The sequence below is a fragment of the Phenylobacterium sp. genome, assembly GCF_046290725.1.
Lineage (GTDB): Bacteria > Pseudomonadota > Alphaproteobacteria > Caulobacterales > Caulobacteraceae > Phenylobacterium.
On sequence record NZ_JBKBUH010000002.1, the window covers coordinates 601909 to 623339 of the forward strand.

Annotated in this window: 23 protein-coding genes and 1 tRNA gene; 10 read left to right on the forward strand and 14 right to left on the reverse strand. The window is 68.6% G+C overall.

Annotation, left to right across the window (positions count from 1 at the left end; all coding sequences use genetic code 11):
• Positions 1-2 precede the first annotated feature (2 nt).
• On the forward strand, positions 3-461 hold the full coding sequence (locus ACK41C_RS14230; RefSeq protein ID WP_409655572.1) for a hypothetical protein: 459 nt from the start codon (positions 3-5) through the stop codon (positions 459-461).
• 330 nt (positions 462-791) lie between these two features.
• Here the strand turns inward: ACK41C_RS14230 and ACK41C_RS14235 are convergent, their stop codons facing one another.
• The 3 genes from ACK41C_RS14235 to ACK41C_RS14245 form a co-directional block, all read right to left on the reverse strand.
• Positions 792-1580 (reverse strand): hypothetical protein, encoded by a 789-nt coding sequence (locus ACK41C_RS14235; protein ID WP_409655575.1) that lies wholly within the window; start codon positions 1578-1580, stop codon positions 792-794.
• A 1491-nt stretch (positions 1581-3071) separates the two neighbouring features.
• Entirely contained in the window at positions 3072-3239 is a 168-nt protein-coding gene (gene rpmG, locus ACK41C_RS14240; RefSeq protein ID WP_409655578.1) for a 50S ribosomal protein L33, read from the reverse strand.
• 144 nt (positions 3240-3383) lie between these two features.
• Positions 3384-4052 (reverse strand): NUDIX hydrolase, encoded by a 669-nt coding sequence (locus ACK41C_RS14245; protein WP_409655580.1) that lies wholly within the window; start codon positions 4050-4052, stop codon positions 3384-3386.
• Between the two features lie 161 nt (positions 4053-4213).
• Between ACK41C_RS14245 and ACK41C_RS14250 the strand changes: the two genes are divergently transcribed.
• Both ACK41C_RS14250 and ybaL read left to right on the forward strand, forming a co-directional pair.
• Positions 4214-4930 (forward strand): phosphatase PAP2 family protein, encoded by a 717-nt coding sequence (locus ACK41C_RS14250; RefSeq protein ID WP_409655582.1) that lies wholly within the window; start codon positions 4214-4216, stop codon positions 4928-4930.
• A gap of 94 nt (positions 4931-5024) precedes the next feature.
• On the forward strand, positions 5025-6959 hold the full coding sequence (ybaL, locus tag ACK41C_RS14255; protein WP_409655585.1) for a YbaL family putative K(+) efflux transporter: 1935 nt from the start codon (positions 5025-5027) through the stop codon (positions 6957-6959).
• Here ybaL and ACK41C_RS14260 read toward each other — a convergent pair.
• Entirely contained in the window at positions 6919-7926 is a 1008-nt protein-coding gene (locus ACK41C_RS14260) for an endonuclease/exonuclease/phosphatase family protein (RefSeq protein ID WP_409655588.1), read from the reverse strand. The two genes, ybaL and ACK41C_RS14260, sit on opposite strands and share 41 nt — an antisense overlap.
• A 2-nt stretch (positions 7927-7928) precedes the next feature.
• On the reverse strand, positions 7929-8882 hold the full coding sequence (locus tag ACK41C_RS14265; RefSeq protein ID WP_409655591.1) for an endonuclease/exonuclease/phosphatase family protein: 954 nt from the start codon (positions 8880-8882) through the stop codon (positions 7929-7931).
• A 63-nt stretch (positions 8883-8945) separates the two neighbouring features.
• On the opposite strand from ACK41C_RS14265, the gene queA reads away from it, so the two are divergent.
• Positions 8946-10025: a tRNA preQ1(34) S-adenosylmethionine ribosyltransferase-isomerase QueA gene (gene queA / locus ACK41C_RS14270; protein WP_409655594.1), complete on the forward strand. Its 1080-nt coding sequence runs from the start codon at positions 8946-8948 to the stop codon at positions 10023-10025.
• On the forward strand, positions 10022-11137 hold the full coding sequence (gene tgt, locus ACK41C_RS14275; protein WP_409655596.1) for a tRNA guanosine(34) transglycosylase Tgt: 1116 nt from the start codon (positions 10022-10024) through the stop codon (positions 11135-11137). Before queA ends, tgt begins: the two co-directional genes overlap by 4 nt.
• Here the strand turns inward: tgt and ACK41C_RS14280 are convergent.
• Both ACK41C_RS14280 and ACK41C_RS14285 read right to left on the reverse strand, forming a co-directional pair.
• A complete protein-coding gene (locus ACK41C_RS14280; protein ID WP_409655598.1) occupies positions 11122-11706 on the reverse strand; it encodes a hypothetical protein in 585 nt (194 codons plus the stop codon). The two genes, tgt and ACK41C_RS14280, sit on opposite strands and share 16 nt — an antisense overlap.
• 114 nt (positions 11707-11820) lie before the next feature.
• Positions 11821-11895: transfer RNA gene (locus ACK41C_RS14285), tRNA-Lys, on the reverse strand.
• Positions 11896-12044: 149 nt separating this feature from the next.
• On the opposite strand from ACK41C_RS14285, the gene ACK41C_RS14290 reads away from it, so the two are divergent.
• From ACK41C_RS14290 to ACK41C_RS14300, 3 genes are all read left to right on the forward strand, one after another.
• A complete protein-coding gene (locus ACK41C_RS14290; RefSeq protein ID WP_409655600.1) occupies positions 12045-12206 on the forward strand; it encodes a hypothetical protein in 162 nt (53 codons plus the stop codon).
• Positions 12207-12235: 29 nt separating this feature from the next.
• Positions 12236-12727 carry a surface-adhesin E family protein gene (locus ACK41C_RS14295; RefSeq protein ID WP_409655602.1) on the forward strand — a complete coding sequence of 164 codons (492 nt, stop codon included), beginning with the start codon at positions 12236-12238 and terminating at the stop codon, positions 12725-12727.
• Between the two features lie 161 nt (positions 12728-12888).
• The gene (locus tag ACK41C_RS14300; protein ID WP_409655604.1) at positions 12889-14301 is read left to right on the forward strand and encodes an amidase; all 1413 of its coding nucleotides are present in this window, start codon (positions 12889-12891) and stop codon (positions 14299-14301) included.
• Here the strand turns inward: ACK41C_RS14300 and ACK41C_RS14305 are convergent.
• The 5 genes from ACK41C_RS14305 to ACK41C_RS14325 are packed head-to-tail and all read right to left on the reverse strand — an operon-like array spanning position 14296 to position 18232.
• On the reverse strand, positions 14296-15090 hold the full coding sequence (locus ACK41C_RS14305; protein WP_409655607.1) for an ABC transporter permease: 795 nt from the start codon (positions 15088-15090) through the stop codon (positions 14296-14298). The genes ACK41C_RS14300 and ACK41C_RS14305 overlap by 6 nt on opposite strands.
• On the reverse strand, positions 15087-15986 hold the full coding sequence (locus ACK41C_RS14310) for an ABC transporter permease (protein WP_409655610.1): 900 nt from the start codon (positions 15984-15986) through the stop codon (positions 15087-15089). The genes ACK41C_RS14305 and ACK41C_RS14310 overlap by 4 nt, the downstream gene beginning before the upstream one ends.
• Positions 15983-17143, reverse strand: coding sequence for an ABC transporter ATP-binding protein (locus ACK41C_RS14315; RefSeq protein WP_409655613.1), 1161 nt, complete (start codon positions 17141-17143; stop codon positions 15983-15985). The genes ACK41C_RS14310 and ACK41C_RS14315 overlap by 4 nt, the downstream gene beginning before the upstream one ends.
• On the reverse strand, positions 17140-17535 hold the full coding sequence (locus ACK41C_RS14320) for an extracellular solute-binding protein (RefSeq protein ID WP_409655615.1): 396 nt from the start codon (positions 17533-17535) through the stop codon (positions 17140-17142). Before ACK41C_RS14320 ends, ACK41C_RS14315 begins: the two co-directional genes overlap by 4 nt.
• Entirely contained in the window at positions 17486-18232 is a 747-nt protein-coding gene (locus ACK41C_RS14325) for an extracellular solute-binding protein (RefSeq protein WP_409655618.1), read from the reverse strand. Before ACK41C_RS14325 ends, ACK41C_RS14320 begins: the two co-directional genes overlap by 50 nt.
• Positions 18233-18328: 96 nt before the next feature.
• Between ACK41C_RS14325 and ACK41C_RS14330 the strand changes: the two genes are divergently transcribed.
• Positions 18329-18682 carry a DMT family protein gene (locus ACK41C_RS14330; RefSeq protein ID WP_409655620.1) on the forward strand — a complete coding sequence of 118 codons (354 nt, stop codon included), beginning with the start codon at positions 18329-18331 and terminating at the stop codon, positions 18680-18682.
• Here ACK41C_RS14330 and ACK41C_RS14335 read toward each other — a convergent pair.
• Complete coding sequence (locus ACK41C_RS14335; RefSeq protein ID WP_409655622.1) at positions 18679-18942, reverse strand: hypothetical protein; 264 nt, start codon at positions 18940-18942, stop codon at positions 18679-18681. The genes ACK41C_RS14330 and ACK41C_RS14335 overlap by 4 nt on opposite strands.
• A 64-nt stretch (positions 18943-19006) precedes the next feature.
• Positions 19007-19435, reverse strand: coding sequence for a DUF1761 domain-containing protein (locus ACK41C_RS14340; RefSeq protein WP_409655624.1), 429 nt, complete (start codon positions 19433-19435; stop codon positions 19007-19009).
• 179 nt (positions 19436-19614) lie between these two features.
• Between ACK41C_RS14340 and metG the strand changes: the two genes are divergently transcribed.
• Positions 19615-21417 carry a methionine--tRNA ligase gene (gene metG / locus ACK41C_RS14345; RefSeq protein ID WP_409655626.1) on the forward strand — a complete coding sequence of 601 codons (1803 nt, stop codon included), beginning with the start codon at positions 19615-19617 and terminating at the stop codon, positions 21415-21417.
• The last annotated feature ends 14 nt before the right edge of the window (positions 21418-21431 follow it).

Genomic DNA, 21431 nt, shown 5'->3' on the forward strand with positions numbered 1-21431 from the left:
GCTTGGCCCCTCGGCTGAAGGTCTTCGTCACCTCCGACGGCCTGACCGACTATGTGGTGGCGACCAGCTCGCGCCCGAAGGCCTTGGCCGCCTGGGGCGCCAACCAGGACCTCTTCAAGACCGGCGGCGCGCGCGAGACCGACGATCCGGACCTGGTGGAGGCCGCCCTGGCCGAACCCGGCGAGGTGCTGCGCCGCCCGGCCAACACCAAGGGCGCGCTGGCCAGCCTCGCCAAGACCAGGCCGCCCAAGCCGAAAGGCCCCTCCAAGGCCACCCTCAAGCGGATCGCCCAGCTCGAAACCCGCCTCGCCGAGGTGGCCGAGCGGAAGGCCGCCGCAGCTGCGAAGCTGGAAGCCGACCGCGCGGCGCTGGAAGCGCGCCACGAGCGGGAGATGGCGCGGCTTGAGGCGGAGGCGCGGAAGCTGAGGGACGATCTGGCGGCGGTGAAGAGGGGGAAGTGAGCGGGGGGCTGAACCACCGAGAGGGGCTCGAAGCCGACGTTGGGAACGTCAGCTTTCGGGCGCTCGGCCCAGGGCGAGCCCGGATGACCGCAATGGCGCAAGACCGAACTAGGGCCGGGCTTCAGTGACGCGAATCCCCTGCGCCTCGGACTCGCCCGGCAGGGCTGCGGGCCAAGTCTGGTTTGCATCGAGGACGGTCCGAAGGCTCAACCGTATGATGTCATCCGCTCGTCTCGAGGCGTTTTCAGGAAAGGTCGCGCGCACCGCGTCGGGCAAGCGCTTCGATGATGCGCTCAAGCAGAAGCACTAATCGATCTGAGCCGCTGGGCTTCACACATCAGGAGCGGGCGGCGAAAGGCTCCGGGAATAAACTACGGGCTGACCTAAAGAAAACTCCTTGCACCGAGGGCTGTGGAACGACTTGATGCCGAATACTTCTACGCATCCAAGAAACTCATCAGCCCGAAGTCGCCCTTCCATCTGAAGATATGTGCACTGCGCGACTGTCCCAATTGCATAGGTCGCAATAGGTGCGCCTTTGATATTGTCACCTATGCCGTCATCCCTGGGCGTCGTATCTGTAAATACGCTTTGGCGGGGATCGTCTTTCAGGAACACAGAATGCGATAGCTCATGCGCCATTGTGTTTATCGCGCATGAACGCTCAACAATATCCGCGCTGTCGAATTCCGATAAATTGCCGCGCCCAATATAAATCCTCACGTGCTTGGTTAGATAGCCACCGGGAGAGGTCGCGGCGCGATACCAGTCGCTGCTGTTCCGGTCTTGCCCTACAATAACAAATTTGACTGGCACGGGGCGTGCGAGAGAATCGAAGCGTAAAGATTCAAGAACTTCACGCGGCGACATATAGATGGGTCCCCGACGGGTGTATAGAACGTCGTTATTGGTCTCCAATTTGATGAAGTTGTTCGCGAACTCATCCGATTTCAATATTCGATAACTGACCTCAACTAATTTCAAAATCTCTTGCGCCTCTTCGGGCCCTGATGCTCCCAACACGTCTGGAGTGGAGGCTTCAGCGCTCTTGTCAAGTTTACGCACGACCATCAGACAAGCAGCGACGAGCGCAAGGAATATGACAAGCACGCTCCTCATGCTATCCGCCCTTCTTCGTGCTGAGTATGGAAACGAAATGTTGTCCGCCCGCCCGTCGTAGGCTCAGGCGAGCGCCTCCGTCCGGACGAATCTGGGGTTCTGTCATTCCCGAACGCTGTGCGCTGTTCAACGGATTCGATAGCGAAACTTGACCGATAAGCCGACCCCGATGCGCTTGTTTGTCACCCCAGCGCACCTTGCATCGAACCTCACGGAGGTCCGCTGCGGGGCAATGTCGAAGGCGGCATCCGCGACAAGGGTGAGGCCCTACTGCGGGACGCGAAGACCTTGCAGGCGGGGGCAACCGGGATGGCCGGCTCCGGGAGCGTCTGCTTCTAGCCGCAGGTCGAAGGTCTGTTCCTGGTGCCACGCGAACGGAACCGCGATCTACCGCCGTGATTGGCAAGCTCAGCGAGCTGCAAGCCAGTCGGCGAGCTCCTTCCGCTGAAGCGCGGCGTACTCGAGGTCGCGCTGTCGGACGTCTTCGTCTGAGATCCAATGCATCAATTGGTGCAAGGCGATTTGATCATCGGGTGGCGCGACGTCCATTTGGGCCGCGATCTCCGCGCTGGTTAGGATCTCGCCGTCCAACGCGCGCCGAACCAGTGCAGCTGTAACTTCATCCATAAGCAGGCTCACGAGAGGACCAGGACTTCACTCCGAAGCGACTGGCTCGGAACGACCGGAGGATGTCTGCTATGCGGATCGAGGCCAACGTCAGTTGGTGGCGCGAAAGCGACCTCCGTGGGCTACGGTGCTTCCGGTGGCCCTCCGTCCATCGCCGAATGAGCCGCACGTATAGCTATGAGGTGTGTCGCAAGCGGTGCTGCCAGATCTCGGGTCAATCTGATGCGCCGCTGACGATCCTTGATCTGTCGAATGTCCGCGCTTCCTCTTCGAAGGATGTCAGCCGCGATGCGGAGCCTGTTCTCGACGATAGTTGCTGCACGAGCGTTGTACGCCGGAAGCAAGAGCTCAATGGGGATCCGTGCGAGAGCGTCAGCGGCTGATTGAAGAGCGATCACTTCGATCTCTCTCAGGACGTCCTGATTGTCGGCACTTCCCATCGCGCAGTTGACGAGCTCGGTTAGGCGCTTATCGCCACTCGCCACCAACTCGCGAGCGAGAATCACCGCCTCGGCGTGATGTTGAGAGCGCCGCCGGTCCGCCTCGCGGGACTGTCCTCTCGCAATCCATATGGCTGCGACGATGGCGACTACAGATCCGACGGCCTGAAGCCATGCCGCACTTACTGTCGCCGCGGTCGGCCAATCGATGTTCTGCCATGTCATCCCCAGAGCTTAGCAGTAGCTTCTTCGTGTCGCGAAGAGGGCGAGCCGGGTTCAACCGTTGAACATCCGCATCTTGCGCGAAACTCAGCTTCCCTCTTGGCGCCCAACCGGACACGGACGCCCCGAGCCAGACGTTTCACCAAAGAAAAACGCCCGGCTTTCGGCCGGGCGTCTTTGTCTCGCAGGGCTGGCGCCAGCCTTACTTGATCTTGCCTTCGCGGAACTCGACGTGCTTGCGCGCGACGGGGTCGTACTTCTTCATCACCAGCTTCTCGGTCTTGGTGCGCGCGTTCTTCTTGGTCACGTAGAAGTAGCCGGTGTCCGCGGTGGAGTTCAGGCGGATCTTGATGGAGGCGGGCTTCGCCATGGTCGGTCCTCGCGGGGCCGGTCTCACCGGCAGGTGTTCGAAAGAGCCGCGGACAATACGAATCCGCGCCCCAAAGTCAATGCCGGGCGCGTTCCGCAAATGTGGGGCCCGGTTTTGCGATCAGAACGCGCCCCACGCCCTGCTCTAGAGGTGGGAGAGGCGGGCGCCCTTCGCGCGGAAACGCATGAAGGGCTGGGGCCGGTCGGGCTCCTCCAGGCGGCGGACCGCCTCGGCGATCACCGTGCGGGTGACCGAGGGCAGGGGGAGGGCGGCGGCCTCGTCGAAGTCGACCCAGGCGATCTCCTCCAGCTCGCCGCAGTCGGGCTGGCGCTCCAGGCTGACCAGGTGCTCGGCCTCGGCCATCAGGAACCAGGTGTCGAACCGCTTGGCGAGCTCCGGCGGGGTCACGGCGCGGGCGACGATGCGCAGGGCGGCGAGGTCGGGGGCTGCGCCCTGGGCCAGGAACTCGCGCCAGGGGCCGACGGCCGGCCGGGCCGGGGCGGGCTTCGCCAGCAGCAGGCCGGCTTCCTCGAAGGTCTCGCGGATGGCGGCCAGGCCCAGCGCCCGGCCGCGGGCGAGCGGGATGTGGGCCTCGAACTTGCCGGCCACCTCGGGCGCAAGGTCGGTGGCGTAGGGCGCGCGGAAGTCGCTGCGGTCGATGCGGCCGCCGGGAAAGACCCACAGATTGGGCATGAAGTCGTGGCCGCCGTGGCGGCGGCCCATCAGCACCTGCGGCTTCGTGCGGTCCCGGCGCACCAGGATCAGGGTCGCGGCGTTGCGCGGCTTCACCGCACGGACGCCTGGAGCGCGCATGCGGCCGCCTTCGGGCGCGCGCGGAGCTTGGATACTCGTCATTAAAAGAGTGTAGAGGCCGAGCTTGGGCGAGGGGAAGGGGCGCCCTTGCGTCAACTGGGCGTCAACCGGGCGTCAACCGCGTGCGGCGAACCGAAGCGGGGCTTTGGCGTTCCTCCGCCATGCCTGGGCGCTTCGCCACCCGTCCGCTGATCGCCCGTGCGCGCGTGCTCGCCGCCCGCCAGGAAAGCCGCGCCCTGGCGGTGCTGCTGGCGGGGGCGGGGTCCCTCTGGGCCTTCCTGACCCTGGCCGACGAGGTGACGGAGGGCGAGACCGACGCCGCCGACCGCTGGCTGCTGCTCGCCCTGCGCAATCCCGCCGACCCGGCCGACCCGCTGGGCCCCCGCTGGTTCGAGGAGGCGATGCGCGACGTCACCGCCCTGGGCGGTTTCACCCTGCTCACCTTCACCGTGGTGGTGGCGACCCTGCTCTTGATCTTCCACGACCGGCGGCGCGAGGCCCTGGTCTTCGCGGCCACCGTGATCCTGGCCCAGGTTTCCAGCGAACTCACCAAGGCCCTGTTCGACCGCGACCGGCCGGCCCTCGTCGCCCACGGCGGCTACGTCTATTCCCAGAGCTTCCCCAGCGGCCATTCGACCATGGCGGCGGTCACCTTCTTCACCCTGGCGACGGTGGTGGCGAGCGTCGAGGCGCGCAAGCGGACCAAGGCCCTGATCTACGGCCTGGCGGTGGTGTTCGTGGTGCTGGTGGGCGTCAGCCGCGTCTATCTGGGCGTCCACTGGCCGACGGACGTGGCGGGGGGCTGGGCGCTCGGCGCGGCCTGGGCGATGGCGGCCTGGCTGGTCCTCGGCTTCATCCGCGTGCGACCGCGCCGCTGACGCAAAGTTCAAGGGCGCCGAGCGTCGCAGTTGTTGATTTCCCCGGAGACGACCCGCAATTGCAGGGGACGATCTCTCGAACCTCCGGAGGACCATGCCCCATCACACGCCGCTGATCGCCACCATCGTCGCGGGCCTCGTCGGCGCCTTCCTGCTCGGCGCGCTGGCCCAGCGGTTCCGGATCTCGCCGCTGGTCGGATATCTGCTGGCGGGCGTCGTGGTCGGGCCGTTCACGCCGGGCTATGTGGCCGACCAGGGGCTCGCCAACCAGCTGGCCGAGATCGGCGTGATCCTGCTGATGTTCGGGGTGGGCCTGCATTTCTCCTTGAAGGACCTGCTGGCGGTGCGGCTGATCGCCGTGCCGGGCGCCTTGGGTCAGATGGCGGCGGCGACCCTGCTCGGCATGGGCATGGGCTATCTGATGGGCTGGCCGCCGATCTCAGGCTTCGTCTTCGGCCTGGCGCTCTCGGTCGCCTCCACCGTCGTGCTGCTGCGCGCGCTCCAGCAGCACCGGCTCGTCCAGTCCGACCGCGGCAAGATCGCCGTGGGCTGGCTGATCGTCGAAGACCTGGCCATGGTGCTGGCCCTGGTGCTGCTGCCGGCGCTGGCCGACGCCCTGCGGGTGGACCCGGCGACGGTCGACTGGGTCGGTCCCTTGAGCGCGACGGCCCTGAAGGTCGGCGGCTTCGTCGCCTTCATGCTGATCGTCGGGCGCAGGATCATTCCCTGGGCCCTGCACTGGGTGGCCCACACCGGCTCGCGCGAGCTGTTCCGCCTGGCGGTGCTGGCCATCGCGCTCGGCGTCGCCTTCGGGGCGGCGAGCCTGTTCGGGGTGTCCTTCGCGCTCGGGGCCTTCTTCGCCGGCATGATCCTGGCCGAGTCCGAGCTCAGCCAGCGCGCGGCCGAGGAGACCCTGCCGCTGCGCGACGCCTTCGCCGTGCTGTTCTTCGTCTCGGTGGGGATGCTGTTCAATCCGGCTGTCCTGCTGGAGCAGCCGCTGGCGGTCGCCGGCGTCCTGGGGATCATCGTGGTCGGCAAGTCGCTGGCCGCCTGGGCGATCATCCGGGCGTTCCGACGCACGAACGCCACGGCCGTGACCGTGGCCGCCAGCCTCGCCCAGATCGGCGAGTTCTCGTTCATCCTCGCCGGCCTGAGCGTGGAGCTCGCCCTGCTGCCCGCGGAGGGGCGCGACCTGATCCTGGCCGGCGCGATCCTTTCGATCATGCTCAACCCGCTGATCTTCGGCCTTGCGGTGCGGACGCCGCGTCCCACGCCGGCCCCAGCCGCGCCGACGCCCGATCTGGAACCGGAGGCCGCCGTTCCGCCCTCCGGGCAGACGGCCTTCGCCGGACACACGGTGCTGGTGGGTTATGGCCGCGTCGGCCAGGCCCTGGCCGCCGGCATGGCCGTCGATCGGGTCCCGTTCGTGCTGGTGGAGGCCGAGGCCGAGCCGGCCGCCGCCGCCCAGCGGCTGGGCTACGAAGTCGTCGTGGGCAACGCCGCCGACCCGGAGGTGATGCGGGCGGCCGGCCTCGGCCAGGCTCGACGGCTGTTCGTGGCGGTGTCCGACGGCTTCGAGGCCGGCGGCATCGTCGAGAAGGTCCGCAAGGCCAATCCGGCCGTGGAGATCGTCGCCCGCGCCCATATGGACGCCGAGGCCACGCATCTTCTGACCCATGGCGCGAACCGTGTCGTGATGGGGGAATCGGAAATCGCCCGGGGGATGCTGGAAGGGGAGTCGAAGCCGCTGGAATCGCGCGCCGAGTTGCGCCCTCTGGCGCCGCACCTGATGATCCTCGACGCCGCCGAGCGGGCCCTGCTGAAGGCCTTGCGCGGCTACGACATATGGCCGGGCGAGGCGTTTTCGGCCGAGTCGGCCCTGGCGGCGGCGGTTGAGAGCGGCGCTGCGCCGGACACGCTGGAGCGCGCTTTGGCGAGCCTGAAGGACAAGGCCTGCGTCCAGGACCTGGGCGACGGCCGAATAACCTTCACGAAGCAGGGTTTCCTCGCCGCCCTGCAACCCGGCTGAGCGACTTGGCGGGATCGAGCGCCAGGGTCACGATCACCGGATAGTGGTCGGAGCCCAGGCGCGGGCCGCGCTCCACGCTCACCGTCTTCCAATCCGGGCCGGCATAGACGTGATCGATGGGCAGGAACGGGAAGGGGGCGGGAATCCGCCGCCGGGTGAACTCCGCCGCCGGCCAGGAGAAGAAGGCGCGGGTGCGTCGCTCCAGGCCGAAGCGGGCGTCTTCGGCGCGCCGGCTGAACGACCAGGGCGTGGAGTTGAAGTCGCCGCTCAGGATCAGGCGCGACTTCGGCAGCCGGTCCAGGATGCGCGCCAGGCGCTCGCCCTGTCTCTGCTGGGCGTCGCCATAGGTCGGCCAGATATAATGCGTGGCCACCACCGTATGGCCGCCGTCGGCCTCGGCGAAGGTGGCCCGCGCCGTCGGCGCGCGGGGACCCGGCGCGCGGTCGACCGGGGTGTCGGTGACCACCGGCTTCGCGCGGCTCAGGATCACCACCGAACAGTCGCCGCAGGCGGTATGGAAGCCGGCCTTGCGCAGCCGCGCCACGATGGGGCCGGTGGATTCCTGCAGCACCACCAGGTCGGGATCCTGCTCGAGTATCCAGCGGGCGGCGCCCTGCGGATCGACGTTGCGGCCCCAGGTGTTGAACTGGATCAGCTTCAGCTGGCGCGGCGCGTCGGCGGGCGCCCGCGGGCTCTCCGGCCGGGTGACTTCCGGCAGGATCAGGGCGCCGGCGGCCACGACGGCGAGGAGGCCGGCGAAGCCGCCCAGGGTCCGGCCGAACCCGTGAGGGCTGGCCAAGGCGAAGGCCAGGGCCAGCGCCCCGCCGGCGAACCAGATGGGGGCGAAGTGGGTCAGGACGTCCAGGCGCACGCTCCACCGGCCGCCGTGCGCGGCGAGCGACGCCGCCGCGCAGAGCGCGCCGAAGGCGTAGACGAAGCTTCCCGCCAGGGCCTGGAGGAACCCCATGGTCAGGGCTGCTCCGCCGGCGCCAGGACGGCGACGATGGGATAGTGGTCCGAGCCCAGCCGCGGACCACGTCGCACTTCCACCGTCCGCCAGCCGGGGCCGGCATAGACGTGGTCGATAGGCAGGAACGGGAAGCCCGGCAGGCCGCGCGCGGGCCACGAGAAGAGCGCCCGCGTCCGGCGGGTCAGGCCCAGCTCCGCATCCTCCCGCCGCCGTTCGAAGGACCAGGGGGTGGAGTTGAAGTCGCCGGCCAGGATCAGCCGCTCCCGGTCGTAGTCCTTCAGGATCTGCATCAGCCGGCGGCTGTTCTCGGCATGGGTGCGGGTCTGGGTCGGCCAGACATAGTGGACCCCCGCCACGACGACCGGCTGTTCGGCGGGCCCGTAACGGCCGATGGTGATGGCCGGCCCCAGGCCGTAGCGGCCGCGCCGGGGCGCGTCGACGGCGCTCGGCGGCTCGCGGCTGAGGATGGCGACGAAGCAGGTCTGGCCGCAGGCGACATGGCGGTTCAGCCGGCTGGCGAGACCGTTCCGCACCTGCGGCGTCGATTCCTCGATCACCAGGAAGTCCGGCTCCTCGGCGGCGAGCCATCGCACCGCCTCGTCCAGGCGAAGGCCATGGTCGGAAACGTTGAACTGGACGACCTTGACCTCGCCGGCGCCTCCGGCCGCGGCGGCGGGGGGGACCGGCCGCGTCAGCTCCGGCAGGATCAGAACCAGGCTGGCGATGACCGCAACGCCGCCAAGCACGGCCATGGCGATGACCGCGCCGCTGCGGCGGAGGACGGCGGCAAGGATCAGCGCCGCCACGCCGGCGGCCAGCCAGGCTGGAGCCAGGTGGCTCAGGACGTCCAGGGTCGTGTTCCAGCGCCCCGCCTGCGCCGCCAGAGCGCCCGCCGCCGCGGGGCAAGCCAGGGCGAGACCCAGGACCATGAGGACGATTCGCGCGCGCGGCATGGGGCGACCTAACACGGCCCGTGGCTTGACGGGCAGCCCCGCCCATGCGCTTCAAGCCCGCCCATGCAGCTTTCCGACTTCGACTTCCATCTGCCCGAGGATCGCATCGCCCTGCGACCGGCCCAACCGCGGGACGCCGCCCGGCTGCTGGTGGTGCATCCCGGGGCGCCTTTCGCCGATCGCACCGTGCGGGACCTGCCGGACGAGCTGCGCGCCGGCGACGTGCTGGTCTTCAACGACACCCGGGTGATCCCGGCGCGCCTGAAGGGGCGGAGAGTGCGCGAGGGCTCGAACGTCGCGGTCGAGGCGACCCTGCACCGCCGGCTCTCGCCTTCCCGGTGGACGGCCTTCATGAAGCCGGGAAAGAAGTTGGCGCCCGGCGATCGCGTGATCTTCGGCGCCATGGAGGACCGCGCCTGCCTGCTGGGCGCCCTCGACGCCACCGTCGCCGAAAAAGGTGAGGGTGGCGAGGTGACGCTGGCCTTCGATCTCGCGGGGCCTGACCTGGACGCCGCCATCGCCGAGCGAGGGGCCATGCCCCTGCCGCCCTACATCGCCGCCAAGCGGCCGGAAGACGCCCAGGACCGCGCCGACTACCAGACGGTCTATGCGCAGGAAGAGGGCTCGGTCGCGGCCCCGACGGCCGGCCTTCATTTCACGCCGCAACTGATGGAACAGCTTCGCGAAAAAGGGGTGATCCTGAAGTTCGTCACCCTGCACGTGGGCGCCGGCACCTTCCTGCCGGTGAAGACCGAGAACCTTTCCGAACACCGCATGCATGCGGAGTATGGCGAGGTGGACGCCGAGACCGCCGAGGCGGTCAACCGGGCCAAGGCGGCTGGCGGGCGGATCGTCTGTGTCGGCACCACCTCCCTGCGCCTTCTGGAAAGCGCCACGGACGAGGACGGCGTGGTCCGCCCCTTCGCCGCCGAGACCGCCATCTTCATCACGCCGGGCTACCGTTTCCGGGCCGCCGACGGCCTGATGACCAACTTCCACCTGCCGAAGTCGACCCTGTTCATGCTGGTCTCCGCCTTTGCGGGGCTCGAAGCCATGCAGAAGGCCTATGCCCACGCCATCGCAGCAGGCTACCGCTTCTATTCCTACGGCGACGCCAGTCTCCTCTGGAGAACGGAGCGATGACGGCCTTTCCGTTCGAGATCGCGGCGACGGACGGCGCCGCCCGCACGGGCGTGCTCAAGACCTCGCGCGGGGACATCCGCACGCCGGCCTTCATGCCGGTGGGCACGGCCGCGACCGTGAAGGCCCTGACGGTGGATCAGGTGGCGCAGACCGGCGCCGACATCATCCTGGGCAACACCTATCACCTGATGCTGCGGCCCACGGCCGAGCGGGTGGCGCGCCTTGGCGGCCTGCACCGTTTCATGCGTTGGGACCAGCCGATCCTCACCGATTCCGGCGGCTTCCAGGTGATGAGCCTGTCGAAGATCGCCAAGGTCACCGAGGAGGCGGTCGCCTTCCAGAGCCACATCGATGGGTCCAAGCACGTCTTGAGCCCCGAACGCTCCATCGAGATCCAGGCCGACCTCCTGGGCTCCGACATCGTCATGCAGCTGGACGAATGCGTCGCCTGGCCGGCGGAGGAGGCGCGCGCCGCCGAGGCCATGCGCCTGTCGGCCCGCTGGGGCGCGCGCTCGAAGGCGGCGTTCGGATCGCGCGAGAGCCAGGCCCTGTTCGGCATCCAGCAGGGCTCGACCTTCGAACATCTGCGCCGGGAATCGGCCGAGCGGCTGATCGAAACCGGCTATGACGGCTACGCCATCGGCGGCCTGGCGGTGGGCGAGGGGCATGCGGCCATGTGCGAGGTGCTGGACTATGCGCCGGCCATGCTGCCGGCCGACCGCCCTCGCTACCTGATGGGCGTGGGCAAGCCGGTCGACCTGGTGGAGGCGGTGGCGCGCGGAGTGGACATGTTCGACTGCGTCCTACCCACCCGCTCGGGCCGGCACGGCCAGGCCTGGACGCGGGAAGGGCCGATCAACCTCAAGAATGCGCGCTTCGCCGAGGACGACACGCCGCTGGACGCCTCGATCCCCGTTCCGGCCTCCAGCCTCTATTCCAAGGCCTATCTGCACCACCTGGTGAAGGCCGAGGAGATCCTGGGCCAGGTGCTGCTCTCCTGGCACAACATCGCCTATTTCCAGAGCCTGATGGCGGAGATGCGGGCGGCCATCGCCGAGGGGCGGTTCGAGGCCTTCCGGCGCGAGTTCCACGCCGCTCAGCGGATCGGGTAACGGGGCCGAAGCTCCTGCTGGATCGGTTCGCGGCCGGCTTTCACGTGACTGGGCGTGGCCGGCGGATTGCAGCCGCGCGCCTCGCCCAGGCCCTTCAGATAGGCGCGCCGGACGCCGCCGGCGGTGATGGCCTCGGCCACCAGCCGGTCGTGCTGCTCCGCGCCGGTCAGCTTCCGGACCCAGCCGCGGAACGGGATGATGTCGGAGGCGAGCCCTGCCATGGCCCCGAGCGCGGTGTCCCGGCTGCGCATCATCAGGCTTTCCTCGTTGTCGTCCGGCTCGTCGAGATCGGGGCCGAGCGCGGCGTTCAGCGTCATGACCAGGTAGCGGATGTTCTCGCAACTGGCCGGGGCTGGGCGTTCATAGGGATGGGGGATCGCGTCCAGCAGCACCGGCGGGATCTTGTTGCGCAGGAGGTTGACGTCGCGCAGCGGCGAGGTGAGCGCGCCTTCGACGCTCTCACGCTTGGCCTCGCTGGTGGTCTGCACCTGGGGCGAGCCGTCCGCCCGCGTGGTGGTGCAGGCGCCGGCCAGCGCCAGGACCGGCAATACGAGCAGAACCTTCCGCATGGGGCGTTCCCTAAAAGCTCATCGCGGTCGCCGAACGGCGCCGCTCCAGGACAATGAAACGAGTCGCGGAAACTACGGCTCCACGCCAGGTGCATGCGCGAAGGCGAGGGAGTTTGGTAGGCCGGCTGGGACTCGAACCCAGGACCATTCGATTAAAAGTCGAATGCTCTACCACTGAGCTACCGGCCCTTGGCGCGGCGCGCGGGCGCGCCGGGCGAAGCGGCGCGGACCATAGGCGGGCGGTTCGGCGGGGGCAAGTCATGTCGGAACAGGCGGCGCTGTGAACATCCCGGCACGCGCGGCGTTTGCCCCTCGAGGAAACGCCGGAAAGACCCTCCATGGGAGACGTGATCTATCTGGAGCAACGCCGACGCAGGCCGCCGCCGCCGCGGCCGCGCCGCCGCGGGCCGGCGCCCGCTTGGATGGTGGGCGTTCTGGTGGGGCTGATCTCTCTGCCCCTGATCGCCACCGGGGTGGCCGCCGTCGCCGGCTATGGCTGATCGATGCGCCCTGCGCCTATAGTCTCCCCATGACCTGGCGCGTTCCGGCCCTTTCGGCCGCTGTTCTGCTCACCCTCACGTTTCCGGCCCAGGCGCAGGTTCCGCCGCCGGCCGAGCCGCTGAACGAAGAAAACGTCGCCGCCTGGATCGAGGCCCATATCGACACTGACGGCTGGGGCCTCTTGGCCGCCGACACGGTCGCCGCCTCTTTCGGATCGGCCGATGGCGTGGTGCTCGGCCCCGACGGCTACCGGATGGCCGAAATCCGGCGGGAATATTACGGCGGCATGCGGCTGGGGCCGAACGGCACGCGCTCGGGCCGCCAGACCTGGATCGTCGATTGCCCGATGCGCCGGGTCTGGGTGCGCCGGATCACCATCTACGCCGAAAACAACCTCAAGGGCGAAAGTCGGACCCGCCAGGCCGAACAGCCGAACTGGACGGAAGTCTCGGCGGGCTCGGCCAACGAGAAGCTGATGAGCGCGATCTGCGCGGCGGACATCCGGGGCGTGGGCCTCTAGAGCGCGTTCCGCAAAAGTGGAACCCGGTTTTGCGATAAGAACGCGCTCAACTTTTTGAATCTCGAGCACGATGCGGTCAGTCGATTCTGTCTGACCGCATCGTGCTCTGGCCCGGGCCGGACGGCTGTGCTCCCTTAAGCCCGATAGGAGAGGGAGCCGCGATGGAGTTCGCCGAATACCGCAAGCACGACGCCGTGGGGCTGGCGGCCCTGGTCGCCCGCGGCGAGGTCTCGCCGGCCGAACTGCTGGAGACCGCCATCGCCCGGATGCAGACGGTGAACCCGCAGGTGAACGCCGTCACCATGGACCTGAGCGAATGGGGCCGGGCGGCGGTGGCCCAGGGCCTGCCGGTCGGGCCGCTGACCGGCGTGCCGTTCCTGCTGAAGGACCTGGGCGCGCAGCTGGCGGGATCGCCCACCACCGCCGGATCGGCCCTGTTCCGCGATCTGCACGCGACCGCCGACAGCGCGCTGGTCAGCCTCTACCGCCAGGCGGGCCTGGTCTTCTTCGGCAAGACCAACACGCCCGAGTTCGGCCTGATGCCGGTGACGGAGCCGGCCCTGTTCGGCCCCAGCCGCAATCCGTGGGACCTGTCGCGCACGCCGGGCGGCTCCTCCGGCGGGGCCTCGGCGGCGGTTGCGGCGGGCATCGTGCCTGCCGCCCACGCCAGCGACGGCGGCGGCTCGATCCGCACGCCGGCCTCGGCCTGCGGCCTCTTCGGCATGAAGCCGTCGCGCGGCCGTGTCTCCTTCGCCCCGCTGGGCGAAGGCTGGGGCGGCGCTTCGATCCAGCACGCCGTCACCCGCTCGGTGCGCGACTCCGCCGTGCTGCTGGATGTCGCCTGCGAACCGCAGCCGGGCGACCCCTATTACCTGCCGCGCCCGGAGACCCCCTTCGCCGAGGAGGCGCGGCGCGAGCCCGGGAAGCTCGCCATCGGCTTCACCACCGCGGCCCTGGTCTCCGAAGCCCTGGATCCCGAATGCGCCGCGGCGGTGCGCGACGCCGCCCGGCTCTGCGAATCCCTCGGCCACATCGTCGACGAGGTGACTTTGCCCGGCGACCTCGCCGCCATGCAGCAGGCGGCGGGCGACATCATCGGAGCCAGCCTCGTGGCCACCTTCGAGGCCGAGGGCGAGCGCCGCGGCCGACCGGTGGAGGCCGGCGAGGTCGAGCCGCTCACCTGGGCCATGCATCAGCGCGGCAAGTCGGTCGGGGGCGGCGCCTACATCCGGGCGCTGGCGACCATCCACGCCTATGGCCGGGCGGTGGCGGGGCTCTTCCAGCGCTACGACGTGCTGTTGCTTTCCACCCTGGGAAGCCCGGCCATTCCGGTCGGCCATCTGACGGAGGACTTCGGCCAGTACGCCCAGCGGCTCTTCGCCTTCATGCCCAACACCCAGGCCTTCAACAACACCGGTCAGCCGGCGATGACCGTACCGCTGGCCTGGAGCGCGTCGGGGCTGCCGATCGGCCTGCAGTTCGTGGGGCGGATGAGCGAGGAGGCGCTGCTGTTCCGCCTGGCTGGCCAGCTGGAGCAGGCCAGGCCCTGGTTCGACCGCACCGCGCCCCTATGACCGGACCGGCGCCCGACGCCGAGCGGTGATCAGGTAGGCCGCGACCACTCCGGTCGCTACGAGACCGATCAGCAGGGTGGAGATCGCGTTGATCTCCGGGCTGACCCCTAGCCGAACCTGGCTGTAGATCCGCATGGGCAGGGTGGTGGCGCCGGGCCCCGAGGTGAAGCTGGCGATCACCAGGTCGTCCAGCGACAGGGTGAAGGCCAGCATCCAGGCCGCCGCCACGGCGGGTGCTATATTGGGGAGGGTGACGGCGAAGAAGGCGCGCCAGGGCGAGCAGCCGAGATCCTGGGCGGCCTCCTCCAGACTGCGATCGAAGCTGGCCAGCCGGGCCTGCACCACCACCGTGGCGTAGCACATGGTGACCGTCGCGTGGCTGAGCGTCACCGTCCAGAAGCCGCGGGGCAGGGCGAGAGAGACGAACAGCAGGAGCAGGGAGAGGCCGAGGATCACCTCCGGCATGACCAGGGGCGCATAGACCATGCCGGAGAAGAGGGTGCGGCCGCGGAACCGCCCGCCGCGGGTGAGCGCCACCGCCGCCAGCACGCCGAGAGCCGTGGCGAGGGTCGCCGAGATCAGCCCGACCCGGAACGTCACCCAGACCGCGTCCAGCAGCTGCTCGTTTCGGAAGAGCGCCCCGTACCACCGGGTGGAGAAGCCGCCCCAGACCGTCACCAACCGGCTGGCGTTGAAGGAATAGACGACCAGCAGGGCGATCGGCAGGTAGAGGAAGCCGAAGCCGAGAGCCAGGGCGGCGATGTTGAAGGCGGTCAGCCGGCGCTTCATCGCCCGCCCTCCACCAGCCGCGCCTGCTGGCGCTGGTAGAGCCAGATCGGCAGGACCAGCGTGGCCAGTAGGGCGACGGCCACGGCGCTGGCCGCCGGCCAGTCGCGGTTGGCGAAGAACTCGTTCCAGATGGTCTTGCCCAGCATCAGCACGCCCGAGCCGCCCAGGAGGTCGGGGATCACGAACTCGCCGACCATGGGGATGAAGCAGAGCAGGGTTCCGGCCGCCACGCCCGGCAGGGAAAGCGGGAAGGTCACCCGCCAGAAGGCCTCGACCGGCGTGCAGCCGAGATCAGCGGCGGCCTCCAGCAGGTCGTGGCGCTGGCGCTCCAGCACCGCGTAGAGCGGCAGGACCATGAAGGGCAGGTAGGCGTAGACGAGGCCGATATAGACCGCCGTCTCGGTGTTCATGATCGCCACCGGCGGCAGGCCGACGCCACGCAGCGCCACGTTCAGCAGGCCCTCGGGCTTCAGTATGCCGATCAGCGCGTAGACGCGGATCAGGAAGCTCGTCCAGAAGGGCAGGATCACCGCCATCAGCAGTGCGGGTCGCACCGTATCCGGCGCGCGCGCCATGGCGTAGGCCATGGGATAGCCGATCAGCAGCAGGATCGCCGTGGCGACGGCGGCGAACTTCAAGCTCGAGAGATAGGCCGCTAGGTAGAGCCGATCCTCCACCACACGGCTGTAGGTCTCGAAATCAAGCCCGGCGAGGAAGGCGCGGAGCCCCTCGATCCCCTGCGACCAGTCCAGGCGCGGCGTATAGGGCGGAATGGCGAGCGCCACGTCCGACAGCGAGAGCTTCGCCACCAGCAGGAAGGGCGCGAGGAAGAACAGGCAAAGCCAAAGGAACGGCGCCGCCGCCGCCAAGGCGGACCGATCGCGACGCGGCTTCACCGCGTCAGCACCACGGCGGCGTCGGGCGCGAAGCTCAGCCACACCGGATCGTCCCAGTCGACCGGCCGCTCGACGATGCGGGCGGCGTTCGCCCGGGCGGCGCGAACCGTCCGCCCGCCGGGCAGCTCCACCAGATAGGTGGTCCAGTCGCCCAGATAGCCGATGTCGGCGACCTTTCCGGCCAGGACGTTGCGGCCCGCGGGCGGCGCGGTCTGGTGGACGGCGATCTTCTCAGGCCGCACGGCCAGCCAGGCCGAGGCGCCGGGCGCGATGTCCTCGTCTTCCAGGGCCTCGAAGCCGCGGGGCGCGTCGGCGCTGGCCAGGCGGACGACCGCGCCGTCGGCGCTCTCCACTCGGCCTTCGAACAGGTTCACGTCGCCGATGAAGTCGGCCACGTAGCGGGAGTTGGGGGCCTCATAGACCTCGGCCGGGCGGCCGATCTGGACGATCTCGCCGGCGCGCATGACGGCGATCCGGTCGGCGGTGACCATGGCCTCCTCCTGGTCGTGGGTGACGATCAGGAAGGTCATGCCGAGGCGCTGCTGCAGCGCCATCAGTTCGAACTGGGTTTCTTCGCGGAGCTTCTTGTCCAGCGCAGCCAGGGGTTCGTCCAGCAGCAGCATCCGCGGCCGCGGCGCGATGGCGCGGGCGAGGGCCACGCGCTGGCGCTGGCCTCCCGAGAGCTCATGCGGCTTGCGGCGGGCCAACCCCTCCAGTCGGACGAGCGCCAGCATCTCGGTCACGCGGTCGGCGACTTCGGCCTTGGACAGGCCTTTCCGGCGCAGGCCGAAGGCGATGTTCCGCTCGACCGACAGGTGCGGGAAGAGGGCGTAGGACTGGAACATCATGTTCACCGGCCGGCGGTGCGGCGGCTGGCTGGTCAGATCCTGGCCGCCCAGGGTGATGCGTCCGGCGTCCGGCGTCTCGAAGCCGGCCAGGAGGCGCATGAGCGTGGTCTTGCCGCAGCCGGAGGGGCCCAGCAGGGCGAAGAACTCGCGCTCGTAGATGTCCAGCGAGACGCCATTGACGGCGGTCTCTTCCCCGAAGCGCTTCACGACGTTCTCGAAGCGCACGAGCGGCTGGGCCGCCGGGTCCGCCCAGGGCGCGAAGGTCGAGCGGACGGCTCCGATATTGAGCCGCGGGCGCCGCTCGTTCATCGGCCCGTCTGGACGCGGGTCCACTGGCGGGTGACGTCGCGCAGCAGGGCCTGGTCCTTGTCGGTGGTGACGAACAGGCGCTGGAACACCTCGGCGGTCGGATAGATGTTCGGATTGTCGCGGACCTCGGCGTCCAGCAGCGGCGTCGCGCCCTGATTGGCGTTGGCGTACTGAGTGTAGTTGGAGGCCCTGGCGATCACCTCCGGCCGCAGCATGAAGTCGAGGAAGCGATAGGCCGCAGCCCTGTTCGGCGCGTCCACGGGAATGGTGAAGACGTCGAACCAGACCTGGCTGCCTTCCTTGGGGATGACGTACTCGACCTTGACGCCGTTGCCGGCTTCCTCAGCCCGGGCCTGGGCCTGCAGCACGTCGCCGGAATAGCCGATGGCCACGCAGATATCGCCGTTGGCCAAAGCCTCCACATATTCGGAGGAGTGGAACTTGCGCACGTGCGGCCGCGCCACGGATCATCATGTCCGTGGCCGCCTGATAGTCGGCGAGGTTGGTCGAATTGGGGTTCTTCCCCTGGTAGTTCAGGGCCACGGCGTACATGTCCTCGGCCGCGTCCAGCCAATAGACGCCGCAGTCGGCGAGCTTGGCGAGATTGGCCGGATCAAACACCACCGCCCAGGAGTCGACGGCGACTCCAGGCAGGCGCTTCGCCACCTCCTCGGCGTTATAGCCGATGCCGATGGTGCCCCACATGTAGGGGACCGAATAGCGCGCGCCCGGATCGAACGGCTCCATATGCGCCATGATCTGCGGCCACAGGTGGCGGGCGTTGGGCAGGCGCGACCTGTCCAGTTCGGCGATCGCCCCGGCCTTGATGTAGCGCGGCACGTTGTGGTTCGACGGCGTGACGATGTCGTAGCCCGTATTGCCCTGCAGGACCTTGGTCTCGAGGATTTCGTTGGAATCAAAGGTGTCGTAGACCACCTTGATCCCGGTCTCCTGGGTGAACTCGGTCAGGAGCTCCGGGTCGATATAGTCCGACCAATTGTAGATCTTCAGAGTCTGGCCGCCGCCTTGGCCGCACGCCGCCAGAGCCAGCGCCGCCGTCAGGCCGAGCGCCTTCATCCACCCCTTCATGTCCGGCTCTCCCCTCGATGACCCCGGGCAGTTATAGGGCGCACGGCGCGCAGGTTAAGCGCAGATTTGCGCCGCGCCCCCGGGGGACTTTGGACCATGCCGAACATGACGGCCTTCCTGGCGCCGATCCTGATGCTTCTTGCGTCGAACGTGTTCATGACCTTCGCCTGGTACGGGCATTTCAAGGTCGAGCACCGGCCGCTCTGGCTGATCGTGATCGCCAGTTGGGGAATCGCCTTTTTCGAATATTGCCTGGCCGTGCCGGCCAACCGCATGGGACGGGCGGTCTATTCCGCGGCGGAGCTGAAGACCATGCAGGAGGTGATCACCCTGGTGGTGTTCGCCGTTTTCTCCGTGACCTATCTGGGCGAGCGGTTCACGCTGAACCATGCGGTCGGCTTCGCGCTGATCGCCGCCGGCGCGCTCTTCGTCTTCAAGGGGCCGCTTTAGGAGCGAAGCTGCAGGACCGCCTCGTCGCCATCCATGTGCACGATGACGACGCCGAAGGTCGGACCCTCGGCGATATCCAGCACCAGAGGGCGGCCGTAGAGATGGCCGAATCCGCCACCGGCCGGAGCGCGGACGACGCAGGAGAAGTCGTGCACCCCATCGTCGTCGTGCTCCAGCACGACCTGGAAATAGACCGGTTCCCCGGCTGCGGCGTCTTCCGCGCCCAGCATGGCAAGGCCGCTGCGGGTCAGTTTCGGCATGGGGGCGGGGGCTCGTGTCGCAGCATGGCGCTGCATGACACGAGCCCGCGCCCGCGTCGAGCCGTCAGGCGGTAGCCGTGGCCGCCGCAGCCCCCCTCGGCTTCATCATGCCGATCACCGCGCCGGAGAGCAGATAGGCGACCAGCTGGTAGCCCATATTGATCCCGACGAAGGCGGCGTTCTGGCCGACATAGAGATAGTCCACCGCCATGGTGGTGAAGTTGAAGAAGAACCAGGCGGCGAAGGCGGTGGTGAGGCCGCCGATGAGCGTCGCCGCGCCAAGGCGGCCGATTAGCCAGGCGAGGCCCACGGCGATGATGACCGAAACCACCACCCCGAGGCTCATATTCACCGCCACGTTCGACATGTCGGGCTCGTGCCCGAGCAGCGCCGTCCACTGAGCCCCGAACAGCGGGCCGTACCAGAGATAGCCCAGCGCCTGCTGCAGCACGACGGCGACCAGCACGGCGATCCAGTTGATGCCTTTGAACATTGACGTCTTCTCCCTCGATGCCGGAGGCGGCGTCTGAAGGCCGCCTTCCGCTAGGGAAGTGTTACGCCCAAGCTTGGAAAAGGCGAGGCTTTTCCGCAGGGGTGGCGCGGGCGGCCTTGGCGGGCCATATGGGCGCCCTATAAGCCGCCTCCGGCTTTTCCATTCTCTTCGAGCGCACGATGTCCCGCATCCTCATCACCTCGGCCTTGCCCTACATCAACGGGATCAAGCACCTGGGGACCCTGGCGGGCTCCATGCTGCCGGCGGACGTCTATGCCCGCTTCCAGCGTTCGCGCGGCCGCGAGACGCTCTACATATGCGCCACGGACGAGCACGGCACGCCGACGGAGCTCGCCGCCGCCGAGGCCGGACAGGATCCGGCCAGCTTCTGCGCCGAACAGCACGCGGTGCAGCACGATCTGGGCCGCCGCTTCGGCCTCTCCTGGGACCACTTCGGCCGCTCGTCCTCGCCGCAGAACCACAGGCTGACCCAGCGCTTTGCCCGAGAGCTGTGGGAGGCCGGCTTCATCGAGGAGCGGATCACCCAGCAGGTCTATTCCAACGCCGACAACCGGTTCCTGCCGGACCGCTACGTCATCGGCACCTGCCCGCACTGCGGCTACACGGCCGCGCGCGGCGACCAGTGCGAGAACTGCACGCGGGTGCTGGACCCCGCCGACCTGATCAATCCGCGCTCGGCGGTCTCGGGCTCGGAGGACATCGAGATCCGCGGCTCCAAGCACCTGTTCCTGCGCCAGAGCCTGTTCTCCGACAAGCTGCGCGCCTGGATCGACGGGAAGAAGGGCCAGTGGCCGCTGCTGGTCACGTCCATCGCCCTCAAGTGGCTGGACGAGGGCCTGCAGGACCGCGGCATCACCCGCGACCTCGAATGGGGCGTGCCGGTCAACGCCTGGGAGTGGGGGCCCAATCCGGACGGCGCGACGCCGGACGTCGAAGGCCTGGCCGGCAAGGTGTTCTACGTCTGGTTCGACGCGCCCATCGAATATATCGGCGCCACCTGGGAATGGGCGGACGCGCGGGCCGCGGAGGCTGGGCGCGGCCCGGCGGACGAGGCCGAGTGGGAGCGCTGGTGGCGCCTGCCGGACGCCGCGGACGTCACCTATGTGGAGTTCATGGGCAAGGACAACGTGCCCTTCCACACCGTGGGCTTTCCCTGCACCCTGATCGGGGTGAACGAGCGCCTGGAGAACGGCGCCTGGCGGGCGCAGGGCAATGCGCCGTGGAAGCTGGTGGACCAGCTCAAAGGCTTCAACTGGCTGGACTACTACGGGGGCAAGTTCTCCACCTCGCTCAAGCGCGGGGTGTTCATGGACCACGCCCTGGAGCTGCTGGCGCCCGACTACTGGCGCTGGTGGATCACCGCCAATACGCCCGAGACCTCGGACGCGACCTTCACCTGGGAGCAATTCCAGGCGCAGGTGAACGCCGACCTCGCCGACGTGCTGGGCAACTTCGTCAACCGCATCCTGAAGTTCACCGAGAGCCGGTTCGACGGTGTCGTTCCTGAGGGCGGGTCCGACGGCGAACTGGAAACCAGGCTGCGTGCCGACGTCGCCGCCAAGCTCGCCGAGCTGACCGGTCATCTGGAGGACCGGGAGTTCCGCAAGTCGGCCACGGCCCTGCGCCAGCTCTGGGTGCTGGGCAACCAGTACCTGACCGAGGCCGCGCCCTGGACGGCGATCAAGACCGACCGCGACCGCGCGGCCGTGGCGGTGCGCACCGGCCTCAACCTCGTCGCCCTCTTCGCCAAGGTCTCCGAACCGTTCATCCCGTTCACGGCGGAGAAGATCGCCCTGGCGGTCGGCGAGGACTTCCCGGGTCGCTGGCCGGAGCCGGCGGGCGCGCTCGACCTCCTGCCGACCGGCCGTCAGGTCGCGGCGCCGGACGTACTCTTCCGCAAGATCGAGGACGCCCAGGTCGCGGAGTGGCTGGAGCGGTTCGGCGGGCCGGAGGCGGCCTAAGAGGCGGGCCGCAG

Coding starts and splice junctions, on each gene's coding strand:
- ACK41C_RS14235 (WP_409655575.1), bottom strand. CDS start 1,580: ATGAGGAGCGTGCTTGTCATATTCCTTGCGCTCGTCGCTGCTTGTCTG.
- rpmG (WP_409655578.1), bottom strand. CDS start 3,239: ATGGCGAAGCCCGCCTCCATCAAGATCCGCCTGAACTCCACCGCGGAC.
- ACK41C_RS14245 (WP_409655580.1), bottom strand. CDS start 4,052: ATGCGCGCTCCAGGCGTCCGTGCGGTGAAGCCGCGCAACGCCGCGACC.
- ACK41C_RS14250 (WP_409655582.1), top strand. CDS start 4,214: ATGCCTGGGCGCTTCGCCACCCGTCCGCTGATCGCCCGTGCGCGCGTG.
- ybaL (WP_409655585.1), top strand. CDS start 5,025: ATGCCCCATCACACGCCGCTGATCGCCACCATCGTCGCGGGCCTCGTC.
- ACK41C_RS14260 (WP_409655588.1), bottom strand. CDS start 7,926: ATGGGGTTCCTCCAGGCCCTGGCGGGAAGCTTCGTCTACGCCTTCGGC.
- ACK41C_RS14265 (WP_409655591.1), bottom strand. CDS start 8,882: ATGCCGCGCGCGCGAATCGTCCTCATGGTCCTGGGTCTCGCCCTGGCT.
- queA (WP_409655594.1), top strand. CDS start 8,946: ATGCAGCTTTCCGACTTCGACTTCCATCTGCCCGAGGATCGCATCGCC.
- tgt (WP_409655596.1), top strand. CDS start 10,022: ATGACGGCCTTTCCGTTCGAGATCGCGGCGACGGACGGCGCCGCCCGC.
- ACK41C_RS14280 (WP_409655598.1), bottom strand. CDS start 11,706: ATGCGGAAGGTTCTGCTCGTATTGCCGGTCCTGGCGCTGGCCGGCGCC.
- ACK41C_RS14290 (WP_409655600.1), top strand. CDS start 12,045: ATGGGAGACGTGATCTATCTGGAGCAACGCCGACGCAGGCCGCCGCCG.
- ACK41C_RS14295 (WP_409655602.1), top strand. CDS start 12,236: ATGACCTGGCGCGTTCCGGCCCTTTCGGCCGCTGTTCTGCTCACCCTC.
- ACK41C_RS14300 (WP_409655604.1), top strand. CDS start 12,889: ATGGAGTTCGCCGAATACCGCAAGCACGACGCCGTGGGGCTGGCGGCC.
- ACK41C_RS14305 (WP_409655607.1), bottom strand. CDS start 15,090: ATGAAGCGCCGGCTGACCGCCTTCAACATCGCCGCCCTGGCTCTCGGC.
- ACK41C_RS14315 (WP_409655613.1), bottom strand. CDS start 17,143: ATGAACGAGCGGCGCCCGCGGCTCAATATCGGAGCCGTCCGCTCGACC.
- ACK41C_RS14325 (WP_409655618.1), bottom strand. CDS start 18,232: ATGAAGGGGTGGATGAAGGCGCTCGGCCTGACGGCGGCGCTGGCTCTG.
- ACK41C_RS14330 (WP_409655620.1), top strand. CDS start 18,329: ATGCCGAACATGACGGCCTTCCTGGCGCCGATCCTGATGCTTCTTGCG.
- ACK41C_RS14335 (WP_409655622.1), bottom strand. CDS start 18,942: ATGCCGAAACTGACCCGCAGCGGCCTTGCCATGCTGGGCGCGGAAGAC.
- ACK41C_RS14340 (WP_409655624.1), bottom strand. CDS start 19,435: ATGTTCAAAGGCATCAACTGGATCGCCGTGCTGGTCGCCGTCGTGCTG.
- metG (WP_409655626.1), top strand. CDS start 19,615: ATGTCCCGCATCCTCATCACCTCGGCCTTGCCCTACATCAACGGGATC.